The 12,512-nt window shown below is 57.2% G+C and carries 13 protein-coding genes; 4 read left to right on the top strand and 9 right to left on the bottom strand.

All coding sequences use genetic code 11. The features are described 5' to 3' along the window. Positions 1 to 93 precede the first annotated feature (93 nt). Positions 94 to 561 carry a CBS domain-containing protein gene (locus ACHZBS_RS10280; RefSeq protein WP_319406409.1) on the top strand — a complete coding sequence of 156 codons (468 nt, stop codon included), beginning with the start codon at positions 94 to 96 and terminating at the stop codon, positions 559 to 561. A 36-nt stretch (positions 562 to 597) separates the two neighbouring features. Here the strand turns inward: ACHZBS_RS10280 and ACHZBS_RS10275 are convergent, their stop codons facing one another. Both ACHZBS_RS10275 and ACHZBS_RS10270 read right to left on the bottom strand, forming a co-directional pair. Next, positions 598 to 1,029 (bottom strand): MaoC family dehydratase, encoded by a 432-nt coding sequence (locus ACHZBS_RS10275; protein ID WP_319406408.1) that lies wholly within the window; start codon positions 1,027 to 1,029, stop codon positions 598 to 600. After that, a complete protein-coding gene (locus ACHZBS_RS10270; protein ID WP_319406407.1) occupies positions 1,001 to 1,183 on the bottom strand; it encodes a hypothetical protein in 183 nt (60 codons plus the stop codon). Before ACHZBS_RS10270 ends, ACHZBS_RS10275 begins: the two co-directional genes overlap by 29 nt. Before the next feature lie 263 nt (positions 1,184 to 1,446). Here ACHZBS_RS10270 and ACHZBS_RS10265 point away from each other — a divergent pair, with 263 nt between their 5' ends. From ACHZBS_RS10265 to ACHZBS_RS10255, 3 genes are all read left to right on the top strand, one after another. Continuing rightward, positions 1,447 to 4,725, top strand: a complete 3,279-nt coding sequence (locus tag ACHZBS_RS10265) for an AAA family ATPase (RefSeq protein WP_394707980.1) — start codon at positions 1,447 to 1,449, stop codon at positions 4,723 to 4,725. Further along, positions 4,722 to 5,492: an RNA pseudouridine synthase gene (locus ACHZBS_RS10260; RefSeq protein WP_319406405.1), complete on the top strand. Its 771-nt coding sequence runs from the start codon at positions 4,722 to 4,724 to the stop codon at positions 5,490 to 5,492. The genes ACHZBS_RS10265 and ACHZBS_RS10260 overlap by 4 nt, the downstream gene beginning before the upstream one ends. 74 nt (positions 5,493 to 5,566) lie before the next feature. Then, positions 5,567 to 6,652, top strand: a complete 1,086-nt coding sequence (locus ACHZBS_RS10255; RefSeq protein WP_319406404.1) for a class I SAM-dependent methyltransferase — start codon at positions 5,567 to 5,569, stop codon at positions 6,650 to 6,652. 18 nt (positions 6,653 to 6,670) lie between these two features. Here ACHZBS_RS10255 and ACHZBS_RS10250 read toward each other — a convergent pair whose 3' ends face one another. The 7 genes from ACHZBS_RS10250 to ACHZBS_RS10220 form a co-directional block, all read right to left on the bottom strand. Beyond that, on the bottom strand, positions 6,671 to 6,949 hold the full coding sequence (locus ACHZBS_RS10250; protein ID WP_319406403.1) for a hypothetical protein: 279 nt from the start codon (positions 6,947 to 6,949) through the stop codon (positions 6,671 to 6,673). 108 nt (positions 6,950 to 7,057) lie between these two features. Then, positions 7,058 to 7,408, bottom strand: coding sequence for a DVU0259 family response regulator domain-containing protein (divK, locus tag ACHZBS_RS10245; RefSeq protein WP_319406402.1), 351 nt, complete (start codon positions 7,406 to 7,408; stop codon positions 7,058 to 7,060). 234 nt (positions 7,409 to 7,642) lie between these two features. Further along, complete coding sequence (gene tmcA / locus ACHZBS_RS10240) at positions 7,643 to 8,023, bottom strand: acidic tetraheme cytochrome c3 TmcA (RefSeq protein ID WP_319406401.1); 381 nt, start codon at positions 8,021 to 8,023, stop codon at positions 7,643 to 7,645. 14 nt (positions 8,024 to 8,037) lie between these two features. Continuing rightward, on the bottom strand, positions 8,038 to 9,372 hold the full coding sequence (gene tmcB / locus ACHZBS_RS10235) for an electron transfer complex ferredoxin TmcB (RefSeq protein ID WP_319406400.1): 1,335 nt from the start codon (positions 9,370 to 9,372) through the stop codon (positions 8,038 to 8,040). A 70-nt stretch (positions 9,373 to 9,442) separates the two neighbouring features. Then, the gene (gene tmcC, locus ACHZBS_RS10230) at positions 9,443 to 10,102 is read right to left on the bottom strand and encodes a TmcC family electron transfer complex membrane anchor subunit (RefSeq protein WP_319406399.1); all 660 of its coding nucleotides are present in this window, start codon (positions 10,100 to 10,102) and stop codon (positions 9,443 to 9,445) included. Positions 10,103 to 10,105: 3 nt separating this feature from the next. After that, positions 10,106 to 11,380 (bottom strand): electron transfer complex subunit TmcD, encoded by a 1,275-nt coding sequence (gene tmcD / locus ACHZBS_RS10225; protein ID WP_319406398.1) that lies wholly within the window; start codon positions 11,378 to 11,380, stop codon positions 10,106 to 10,108. Between the two features lie 274 nt (positions 11,381 to 11,654). After that, the gene (locus ACHZBS_RS10220; RefSeq protein WP_394707979.1) at positions 11,655 to 12,386 is read right to left on the bottom strand and encodes a response regulator; all 732 of its coding nucleotides are present in this window, start codon (positions 12,384 to 12,386) and stop codon (positions 11,655 to 11,657) included. Positions 12,387 to 12,512 lie beyond the last annotated feature (126 nt).

The following is a 12,512-nucleotide window of genomic DNA, read 5'->3' as shown; positions in this document are numbered from 1 at the left end:
TCACCCAGTGGTTACCTAATCAGAACCCCTCATGTAACTCAGGGGCATCGGCTGATGCGGTTTCCCGCAACCTTCACAAAAAGGCGGCGAAAGATGAAGACAGCCAACGACATGATCCAGGAAAAGGGCAGCGATATTCTCTGCGTTACGGAAGGAACCCTCGTTTTGGAAGCGCTCAGGCAAATGAACGCGCGCAGGGTGGGGGCAATTTTGGTGACCCGCGACGGCAAACCGGTGGGCATCTGGACGGAGCGGGACCTCATGCGAAATTCCCTTGATGCGGCATTCGATCCCAAGACCGCCCGCATCGAGGACTACATGACCAGAGACCTAATATTTGCACCTCACACGGATACGGTCTACAATCTTATGGACAAGTTTCTGGGGCTCCGGGTGCGTCACCTGCTTATCGAAAAGGACGGCAAAACCATCGGCATGGTTTCCAGTGGCGATGTCATGAAAGCTTCCATCCAGGAAAAGGACGGGGAACTCAAACAGCTCAATTCCATGGTGGGCTGGGATTACTACGAGAACTGGTGTTGGCGGCCCGAATCCAAATGACCCCTCGGGCCGCCCGCAAACCGTCGCCGATGTCGGTCAGGACTTTTTCGGTGGCCGCGGAGGGCTCACCAGAGCCTCGCCGTCCAACACCTTGGTCCCTTCCTGATTGACGCAAGTGGTTTTCAGACGGACCCGTTTCTTATCCGCCATTTTTTCGATCACCTCTACCGTCGCGGTAACCGTATCCCCGATGCGCACCGGTGAGAGAAACTCAAGCGTCTGCCGCATATACACCGTTCCCGGGCCGGGCAGGCGGGTGCCGATCACTGCGGATATAAATCCTGCCGACAGCATGCCGTGGGCGATGCGTGTCTTGAAAAACGTGCCTTGGGCGTAGGCCTCATCGATGTGTGCCGGGTTCAGGTCCCCGGTGACGCCGGCAAACAGATAGATATCCGCATCGGTCACGGTTTTTGAGAACCGATCCGAATCGCCGATGTTAAGCTGGTCGAAAGTTTTGCCGATCATGTTGCATCCCCTTTTTTGCATAGTGGTCCTTTTCAGGCTGTTGAAAGACGATAATGCGCAGCGTCAGGCACTGATTTCTTATACTATGCCAAAAATTTTTAAAAAGCATTTTTTTGAAATTTATCACCTGCCCGATATTCTGTTTTTTATCCACCGGATCCCTCCTTTACGGGTCTTCAATCGTTTAACCGCAAACGTCCAGGGCTGAATCGGACCCGGACGATCACATTTTCCGGGAAATGCCTTTTCTCATAAGCAATGGGGATTTGACTTGTTCTCACATGTCAGGTATCTGTGGTTCGATTCCCCAAAGACATGATTGTTTTCAGGAAAGGCTCACCATTCATGATATGCCCCCGGTGCCACGGTTCGGTCGATCAAAAAGCGGCCGAATGCAGCCATTGCGGGGCAGCACTGATGCCATCGATTCAATGCTGCCAGTGTCGGGCCGTAAACCGGCCGAGCAGCAAATTCTGCGACCAATGCGGCAATCGTCTTGAGCCGGATTCGGACCCGCCGGCAGATTCACTCAAAAGTGAACGCAAGCATGTGACCGTACTTTTTTCAGACATCAGTCGATACCGGGAAATTTTCAACCAGGTGGACCCGGAGGAGATTCGCGAAGTGACCCGCCATCTCTTCGAAGAGATGGTCAAGATCATCTCCCGCTACGAGGGATATGTGGACCGCATCCTCTGGGACGGCGTATTGGCGGTATTCGGTATGCCCCGGACCCATGAGGACGATGCCATCCGGGCCTTACGGGCGGCGATGGAAATTCAGCGGATAGTTTCAAGGTTGGAACGCCGATACGCCGATTGCCTCGGTGGTGCGCTGGCCATGCGTTCAGGTGTCGCTACCGGTCTGGTGATTACCGGCTCAACGCAAGAGAAGACCGGTCGGCATGGCATCACCGGTGACACAGTCAACCTGGCCGCCCGGCTCAGGGACCTAGCCGCACCGGGAGAAGTGCTGGCGGACAGCAGTGCTTTCTCTGCGGCTGCCGGTTTCTTCAGCTTTGAACCTCACCCGCCGGTGATGGTAAAGGGGCGGGTGCGGCCGGTTTTGGTTTACCGGGTCCGATCGGCGGCACCGCAGCCGGACAAGGTGCGCCGCATTCATGGCTTGAAGGCGAGGCTCATCGGGCGGGACCGGGAATTGAAGCAGCTGGAAGATGCGGCGCTGCGGCTGCGGCGAAAAGAAGGCACGGTCATAACCGTTTCAGGGGATGCCGGCACCGGAAAGAGCCGTCTGATCGCGGAATTCAAAGACGCGGCTGGTGCGGAATCCCTTCGGTGGCTGGACGGCCATGCCTATGCGTATAACCGAGGCATCCCTTACTATCCTTTCATTGACATGCTGAACCGGCGTTTCGACATCCACGAAGAGGATGCCGAAGCAGTCATCGATGCCAAGCTCCAATCCGGTATCGGATCGCTGGTAGATGACCCGGATGCGGTCGTTCCTTTTCTGGCGGGGTTGTACGCCGTTTCGCCCCCGGAAGGCCTGGCGGCAGGGCCCGAGATTTTTAAATTCCGCCTCCAGAGCGCGTTCATCACCCTGCTGTCGGCACTGGCGCGTCAGGGACCCACGATTGTCTGCATCGAGGATCTGCACTGGGCGGACCCCTCCTCTTTGGCGCTGATTCGGTTCCTCCTCAAGGAATCGGGTCTCCCCCTTCTCTTTGTAATCAGCTACCGGCCGACCCTGGATTTTCCTGACGGTGAGCACGGTGAACCCATTTCCTATTCCCGTGAAAATATCCGACTCACAGACCTGGATGCGCCATCGTCCAGGGAAATGATCCGGTCGCTGATGGGTACCCAGGCCATTCCCGAAGCACTTGACCGCTATATTCTCAAAAATGTGGAAGGCAACCCCTTTTACCTCGAAGAGGTCGTCAATTCCCTGATCGACGCCAAGCGACTCAAGCGCTACGGCAGTCAGTGGCATCTCGACGAATCCTTTGATATTTCAGACTTTTCATCAACCATCAACGGTATCATCCATGGGCGGTTGGACCGGCTGGGAAACGCCGCCAAAACCATTTTGCAGGAAGCCTCGGTCATCGGGCGGGTGTTTCGCCTGGATCTGTTGGCGCGGATCACGGCTTTTCCAGGGGAATTCGAGTCGAGCATCGAAAAGATTGAACGGGTGGATCTGATTCGCCGGATTCCGGATCAAAGCGAACCCACATACAGTTTCAAGCATGCCATTGTTCAGGAAGTCGTTTACCATAGCCTCTTGAAGCCGGATCGTCGGGCTATTCACGAGAAGGTCGCCGGCACCCTGGAAACCCTGCTTCACGGCCGCCTGGAGAGCGCACTGGAAACCTTGGCCCTGCATTACGCCAACAGCGATTGCACCCACAAGGCTGCCGAATACTTGATTCGTTCCGGTGAAAAAAGCCTGGAAAAATATGCGGTGGAGGAATCCCATGGTTATTACGAGAGAGCTTACCGGTTGTTGAACCGGATTGCCGCTCCCACCGCCGTGGAGCTGGCCATGCTCATCGATCTGATTATCAAGTGGTACTTTGCCTTCAACAAGCGGGGGCTGTTTCGCGAGATGCTGGACCTTCTGCGAAGCCACGAGGCTACCGTGAATGCCTTTGGCGACCCCCTGCGAACGGGCATGTATGAGGTCTGCATGGGATGGGCCCTGCAGCGCAGGGAACTGGTGACAGAGTCCTACACCTACCTGATCCGGGCCTTGACGATCGGCAAGGCTTTGGGCGACGACAATCTGATTGGTTACAGCAGCGCCGGTCTTTGCTGGACCTGTACGGACCTGGGCCGGATGGATGAAGCCCTGGCCTATGGCCGGCAGGCGGCAGCCGTGGCCGACCGGATCAAAACCGACCACGAACTGATCCGGTTTAACCTCACAGGAATGGGCCTGCTTCATTTTTTCAGCGGGGATATCAATGCCTGCTGGAAAACCGGGGAGCAACTGCTCCGATTCGGTGAAGCGGAGGGAGATGCCCGACCCTTTTCCGAAGGATATTTGCTCATGGGCGCCGCCCGGATGGCGGCGGGGGATTTCGTAAAGGCCGAGTCGCTGCTCAGCAAGGCCATCGAGGTGTCCGTGGACCCCATTTACAGCCTGAACGCGCGGTTTTTTCTGAGTTATGCCTATTTTTCACAAGGCAAGGTACCGATTGCGGCTAAAACCCTTGAAGCGGTCATTGCCACCACCGAACAGTTCGGTTACGAATACGTCGGCACCTCCGCCAATGCTTTCTACGGCATCGTTTCGGCCGCCATGGGTAACCTGGCGAAAGGCGTTGCCATTATTCGAGAGCGGATCCAGACCCACCGGCAGCGGGGCAAGCGGAACCACGATCTGATCTTTACGCATATGCTGGGAAGATTCTATCTCTCTCTGGTCCTGCGGCAGGGAGCAATGGGCTTTCCGGCCGTTATCAAAAACGCCGGATTCCTGCTGCGAACGCTGCCGATGGCGTCCCGCCTTGCTGAGCGGTATTTGCGTGAAGCCATTGAAATCGGCACGCAGATCGGCACCCGACTGAGGCTGGCCCAAGCCTGCCTGGATCTCGGATTGCTGTATGGCCATAAAAACCGATTCAATGACGCCCGGGAACATATTGCCAGAAGCATCGATCTTTTCGATCGATGTGGTGCCGACATGCTGCTCGCCGAGGCCAGGACGGCGCTGGACAGGCTTCCCCGATGAATCCGTCCACCCTGCCGTTAAAATCCGATCCGAAAACCGTTATCGTTTCGGGAGCGGTCCAGATTCCGGTGGTGGCCTTCGGGCCCCGGTGGCTGGTGCTGGACAAACCCTGCGGCATGAGTATTCACAACGATCCGGGAAGCGACCTGTGTTCGCTGGCCCTGGAAGCGGTGCATGCGGGTGGCCTGCCCGCTGTGGACCAGGAGCTTTCCGCCATCCATGCCGTCCATCGGATCGACCGGGACACCAGCGGTATCGTGATACTGGCCGGCGATCCGGAAACGCTGGCCTTCATCGGTAACCAGTTTGCAGCAAGGGCTGTCATCAAGCAATATCTGGCAGTGGTCCATGGCTTTCTTCAAGGGCCCTCCGGAAACCATGAGCGGATCGACTGGAACTGGCCGTTGACTTCCGGGGCAGCTGGTCGTAACGATCCCACGGGAAAGGGGAAACGGAACCCCTGCACCACCCGATGCCGGTTACTGGCTCACAGCCTTCATTACTCTCTGATCGAATGCGAACCGCTGACCGGCCGGAAGCACCAGATCCGGCGGCATGCCAAACTGGCCGGCCATCCGGTAGTGGGGGACCGGCGTTACGGATCGGTCCGTTCCCTTGCCTTCCTGCGTCGGCACCACGGTTTCAACCGGCTGGGTCTGCATGCCCATGCCCTGACCCTGCGCCTTCCCGGTGAAGCCGGGACCACGACCTTTCACTCCGGCGGGTTGCCCGAGGCGATGCGTCAACTCCTGGAAACGGACCGATAGTCGTCATTGTTCGAAAACAACGCCCAGCGGTTTGGAAAATTGCGAAAACGTTTTCCGGTTCAAAAGGAAAAACCATGCAAGATGATGCCAAAACCTTTCAGGACAAGATGGTCGATGTCCTCAACTACGGGTCCTTGAATCTGGCCATGGGCCTGGGGTACCGTGCCGGTCTTTTCGATATCATGGACACCATGAATCGGGCGTGTACCGCGGATGAAATCTGCGGCGCGGCAAGACTGAGCCGACGGTATGTGCAGGAGTGGTTGGGGGTGATGGTGTGCGGGGAGATTGTGGAATTGATTCGGGGCGAAGACGGCCAGCCCCGCTTTTTTTTGCCCAAATCCCATGGGGATGTGCTCGCCCGCCGTGCCGGCAGCGGAAACCTGGGCGTATACACTCAGGAGATTCCCCTGCTTACGGCCTGTGCCATGGAACGCGTGTTTCAGGGTTTTCTGACCGGTGACGGGATCTCCTACGAACAGTATCCGGATTTTCACGATTTCATGGCGCAGCTGGGCGACGCCAAGCACCGCCAGGTGCTGGTGGATTCTTTCCTGCCGTCGGTGGACGACGGGAGACTGGTCCAGGCCCTGCACCGTGGTATCGATGTCTGCGACTTGGGATGCGCCCAGGGGGTCGCCACGCTTCTGATGGCGCAGGCCTTCCCCACCAGCCGCTTTACCGGCATCGACATCAGCGCCGAGGCACTTGAAACAGCCCGGGCCGGCGCCTGTGAAAAAAGCTTGCCCAACGTCTGTTTTGAACAGCGCGACGCTGCCGGATTGCGCCATCCCAATGACCTGTCCGCCCGTTTTGACTACATTACCGCCTTTGATGCCATTCATGACCAGACCCGCCCCCTGGAAGCGCTCCAGGGGATTCATGAAATATTAAAGGAAGACGGGGCCTTTTCCATGATCGATATTGCTGCGGAAAGCGACATCGACGGCAACCGGGACCATCCCATGGGGCCTTTTCTGTATACGGTCAGCCTGATGCACTGCATGCCGGTTGGGCTGGTGGACGGCGGTGCCGGTCTGGGGATGATGTGGGGCCGTCAGCTGGCCGAACGGATGCTGGAACAGGCTGGCTTCTGGCGGGTGTCCGTGATGGAAATACCCAACGACCCCTTTAATCTGCACTTTTTCTGTCGGAAGTAACGGCGAGAACGGCCGCAATCACCTCAATTGCTTCGGTGAATAGGTCAACAGGGGCTTATTGGTGGCGGGCGGCCGTTTCGACAGGTTTTCAAGGGCCGTTAGACCGGTTTCGGAATGGGCCGGTTGATGTCTGGCTCTTTCCCTAGCTTCCCTGGAAATGGTGACTCGGTCGACAATACCGAAGGTCTGCTCCTCCCGCCCCGTTCGTTCAGCGGTTGCCGAATCGGGCCGGGACGACCGTTCGATGGGGGAGATTTTCCGGTTGTCTACGATAATATAGGGGGTGTTGTCGATCATTGGCGTCAAGCCTGGCTGTCAAACCCACGAATTTCCTTCAGCGCGGTCACGATTCCATATCGATGAAATCGTTGTAAACAGGTGTTCCCTATCGACAGAAAGTCGATTTCAACCAATGGTATTTTTCACGATCCCCACCAGCTTTTCCGGATCGAAGGGCTTTTTCACGAAGGCGATGGCGTCCTTGATGGCGTGGTCGCCGTCGATGCCGCTGATCACGATGACCGGGGTATCGCGCAGGTCCTTGTCCTTGCGAAGTTTGCGGTAAAAGCGGGGGCCCCACTCCCCGGGCATCTGCAGATCCAGGGTGATCAGGTCGGGCTTTTCCTTTTTGACCACATTAAGACCTTCCATGGTGCTCGATGCGGTGCAGGTTTCGTAGCCGTTGTCGCTGAAAACGGCTTCCAGATATTTGACCACAATGGGGTCGTCGTCGATGATGAGAATTTTTTTGGGCATGGAAGACGTCTCCTAATTTATTTCCTGGGTCGTGCGTTATCGCAGTTGGAATCCGGACCAACAATTAGGCACAATAAACTTTGTCCCATCCAGTGTTCGAGGGGAGATGGTATATTGGTGTTCAGGTCAAGGCCGCAGGGTTATTGCAACCGGAGGCGTAGCAGCGCTACGTCGAGGATTGCGATAACACGAGAACGCAGAGCTGGGCGCCAAGATGCCGTCTCCTCTCGAATACTACTTGATGTGGCACTCCCCGCACAGTATCGGCCCCTTCTTCTGCTCCTGGTGGCAGCCTTTGCAGTTGGCGTGGAAGGCCCTGATCAGCGACGGCTGGCCTCCTGACCCTTTCAGGCCGTGGCATTCCGAGCAGCGCTGGTCTTCCGACGATTCGCCGTCCACCCGTTTGCCGTCTTCGTAGACGTGGTGGCACTCGGCGCAGTCGTCGATGCCGGCGGTTTCATTGTGTTCATCGTGGGCGAATACCGACGGCGTGCGCTGGGGGGTGTCGAAGGCGGCGTTGTCCACCACGGTCATATCTTCCTGGGACCACGCCGGGGAGATGACCGGAACAATTCCGATGAATAGTGACAGTGCGATCAGCGTGACGGTTTTCATATTTCCTCCCGGGTTCATTCGGGCTTTTCCATGACTTCGTAGATGATATCCCCGAAAAACTTGATGTCCAGACCGATTCCATAGTGATGCACGATGTCTTCCAGACCGCTGTGGCAGTTGTGGCAGGGCGCCACGAGGACCTGGGCACCCTTGCTTTTTGCCCCGAAGAGCTGTTCGGCCTTGACCCGGTTGCCTTCGATTCGCGTCATTTTGAATGGCGGGCCGGTGTTGATCACACCGCCGCCGGCGCAGCAGCAGTAGTTGTGCTCCCCGTTGGGAATCATCTCGATCACATTTTCGCACAGGGCATGGGCCACGTAACGCGCCTTTTCGAACAACCCCCCTCCGCGTATCACGTTGCACGGATCGTGCAATGTGATGGGCGGTTGGTACTTCTTGGCGATTTTGATGCGGCCATCCTTGATCAGGTCGTGGTAGAATTCAATGGCGTGGACAATGGTAAACGGCGGCATGGCCCAGCCCAGCCAGCGGTTGCCCATATCATAGACGCTGCGGAATGCGTGCCCGCACTCTCCCATGACAATTTTTTTGACTTTGAGCCGCTCAGCGGTCTCGAAGTGGGCACGCTTGATGCGGCCCATGATTTCATTGTCTCCGGTGTACATGGCCATGTCGCTGTTGTCCCATCCCACCGAGGCCGGCATGGTCCAGTCGACCCCGGCTACGTTCATGATTACTGCCGTCTGGTAGATTAACTGGGCCTGGAACTTGGGTTCCGGGGCGATGACACTGTACATGATATCGGCCCCCTCCTTTTCCAGAGGGATGCGCAAATTCGAAATTTCCGCCTGGGCTTCCTCTTCCTGCCATTGCAGGGTGTCGGGCCACTCGTCGCCCTTGACCCACATCTGGTTCATGGTCACCGAATGGCTGTGGGCGGTGTCCTGGATGTACAGCGGGGTGACGCCCAACCGGTGGATGATCCGCCGTACCACGAGAATGAGATAGGCGATGTCGATGCCAAAGGGGCAGTACTGGGCGCACCGCTTGCACAGGTTGCACTGGGTGTGGGCGATAATGGCTGCCTGACGGATAAATTCCGGGCTTACCCGTCCTTTTTTCTTGAGCATCTCCCAGATGGTTTGCTTGACCTTGCCTACCGGGGAGTAGTGCGGGTCGTTATCATGGGACAGGTAGTAGTGACAGGCTTCCGAGCACAACCCGCAGTGAATGCAGGTTTCTACATAGGCCTTCAGCCGGGCGCCGGTCTCGTTGTCGATGACGCTGTTGATCACCGACCGGATTTTCTCTTCCGTAAGCCGGGAGATACCGACATCGATGCCCTCGTCGACGACTTTGTTTTTTTCTTTTTTTGACGGTTCCGCCATATTGAGAACTCCTTTTAAGCTGACGCCTGATTCAACAAAACCGGCTGTCGCGCAAATGTGTCATTGGCTGCTACCAGTCCCGGGCGTGTCGTATTCCACCAAATTCGGAGCCCATATAAGCCCGCGTAAAGGGCGATAAGAGCATGTGGCTGAGCCGGGTGAAAGGGATGGCCGCCAGCATGATGTCTCCGGCGAGCACGTGCAGGCCCATCATCAGCGGGTAGTTGAACCATTGGTGGTAGGCCAGAAACCCGGTGACAAAGGGCGCCGCCACGATGGCCAGAATCACGAAGTCCGATGCCGTTGTGACGAACTTGACTTCCGGCTGGCTGATCCGCCGTACCAGAAAATAGGCCGCACCGATGATTACGACCACGGTCATCACATCGGCCATGGCGTCGGGCAGGGACCACCAGCTGATGCCGAAGGCCTCGTCCCAAAGTACCGCATGGGAGAGTAAAAAGATGGGCGCGGCCATCAGGCAGATGTGGAAGGCAAAGGTGACCACCGTAAGCACGGGCTGGCGCCGCCAGTTCACCGTGGCAAAGGGGATGATCCAGTGCAGGATGGAGCGCAGGCTGTAACGCCAGCTCATGTAGGTGAATATAAATTTCTCTTTTTCGGCAACCAGCATCAGCATGCGGACAATGCGGTAGATACTGCCCCCGAAGAAGAGAATAAAGGCGATCCATGCCAGCGGCCCGCTGACGACGTTGTAGAAGGTGTGCATGGGTTATCTCTCCTGACCGGTGATGGTGGAAACAGGCACGATGCGCCGGACATAGCTTCCCGACTCGATGGTGCGCAGCATCAGATGCGAGCCGTCGGGGCTGAAGACCGGGGGCCAAGCGGCATCACAGGATGCGGACCAGACCCGGTTGTTCACCGTGTAGGTGTACCGGCCCCTTTTCTCCACCTTGGCGGCCACGTCTTTCCCGTCCGGGCTGAAGACGGGTTTCCAAATCATTTCCCAGCCATCGGACCAGGGTTTTCCGTCGACCACGACACGATAGGTTTCATCATCCTTGGCCAGGGCGGCGATACGCTGTCCATCCGGACTGAAAGTTGCGTCCGTGACCAGCCGGGTGAAGGTGGCCGGCCAGGGCACGCCGTCCACGGCCACGGTCCATCGGCCGTAGCTGGGGGCCACGATGGCGGCTATCCGGCTGCCGTCGGGGCTGAACATCTGGTGCCAGAGCTGGACGAAACGGCGATCCCAGATGATTTTGTCGTTCTCTGCCAGCGCCCACAACCCTTTTTCCCGAACCGGTGCCACCACCGTGCCGGTGGCCGGGTTGAACCTCGGTTCCCAGACGGTGGCGTAGTGCGATTTCCAGGGTACGCCGTCCACGGCAATGGTGTAATCGTAAAGGTTGATTCGCACTTCGGCGGCAAGGTGTTTTCCGTCCGGGCTGATGGCCAGGTTCCAGACGTTGACGAAGCGCGAGTCCCATGGTTTGCCGTCCAAGGCGGCGGAAAAGGAGCCCTCCTGGAACTTGTGAATCTCTCCGGAGTCCACATCTTCCACCTGAACCGCACCGGCGGTGTGCCGGCCGTCCAGGCTCAGGGCAAAATAGGTCATGTTGGCGTAAGTCTGCTCCCAGGGTTTCCCGTTGAGAACCATGGCATACCGCATGTCCTGCTGCACGGCGGCGGCAATACTGGCGCCGTCGGCGCTGAATCGGGGTTCCCAGATGTAGCCGAATTTATTCTCCCAGGCTTCGCCATCCACGGCCATGGTCCATTCGCCCATTTCGGACACCAGGGCCGTGAGCCGCCCGTCCGGTGAAAAACGCAGGTGCCAGATTTTATCGAACAGGGTTTCCCCCCAGGCCTGGCCGTTAACGCAGACGGTGAATTCGCCTTCGTCCACGTTGACAATGGCGGCGACCTTTTCGCCATCGGGACTGGCATAGGGTTCCTCAACCCATCGGTATTCCTTTTTCCAGGAGTCCAGAGAAACTTTCTTCTCTCCGGTCTCCCAGTCCCAGCTTCGGGAATCAACCATAGTGCCTCCTCATTGAAACGCTGGTGCGTGGATTCTCATAGGGTGTTGAATGTTGGCAAGGGGTGCGTTTTCCCGCTGAAAAACAAGGGATCGTCGGACAACGATGGTCGATGGGGAGGCGCCCCGGTGAACTGTCGCTGACGGTAGACGGTTTCATCTATTTGCCCTTGCGTGGTTTTATCGGATTCATTGGTAAACGGCGATGATCGCCGTTTCTATACTGATTCAGGTTCGAAACCGCAAGTTTGTTTTTGGACCCATGAACCAAAAGAGGTTACACTGTTATGTTTTTACCTATGGCAGAGATAGCCGATTCCACCGTGTCGACGTACGGGGCGACCCGCGTGATGCCCACCATGTCGAAAATGGTTTTGAAATTCTCCGACAGCCCGGTGATACAGACCTGCGTTCCCGCTGCCCGGGCTTCCGACAGCAGCCGGGTGAGCAGCGCGATGCCGGTCCCGTTGACTGCGGAATGATTGTCGAAGTTGATGACGATTCCTTTGGCCCCTGAATCCAACGTACGATGCAACGATGCCGTGAATAGGTCTTTGTGCCGGCCGGTCAGGGTTCCTTTGATGGACACGATACCCACACCGGCGGAGACCTCCACCTGGATGGGCATGCTGTCCCGGCGGTCATCTGTAAGGCGTGCTTCCGCCCGTTTGAGAGCTGCATCAAGGGCGTTTCGGCCGATGGGCTTGTTGATAAAGTCGGTGGCGTCGAGATTGAGGGCGCGGACCACATGATCCATGTCGCCATGGCCGGTAATAACAACCACTTCGGTTTTCGGCGCCGTCTTCTTGATTTGTCGCAGTACTTCGAACCCATCCATACCGGGCATTTTCAGGTCGGTGAATACGATGCCGGGGTGATGTTCCCGGACCAGCCGAAGGCCGGTTTCGCCATTTTCAGCTGTCAGCACCGAATAGCCGTAGGCATTGAGAAAGAGGCGGAACATGGTCAATGTGGCGGTTTCATCGTCGATGACCAGGACCGTTTTCATGGCATTCATCGCAAGAATCATTCCCTGTCGGGGGGTTAGGATAAAAAGGGTGTCAGGGCCTCGCCGATCAATAAGCCCACACGCTTGCCTGTCTTTTCGTTCGTCTTCGGCGTTGCTCCGACAGCC

The sequence above is a fragment of the uncultured Desulfosarcina sp. genome (assembly GCF_963664155.2).
Taxonomy (GTDB): Bacteria; Desulfobacterota; Desulfobacteria; order Desulfobacterales; family Desulfosarcinaceae; genus Desulfosarcina.
Note: the sequence above shows the minus strand (reverse complement) of the source record. Positions and strands in the feature narration are given on the sequence as shown.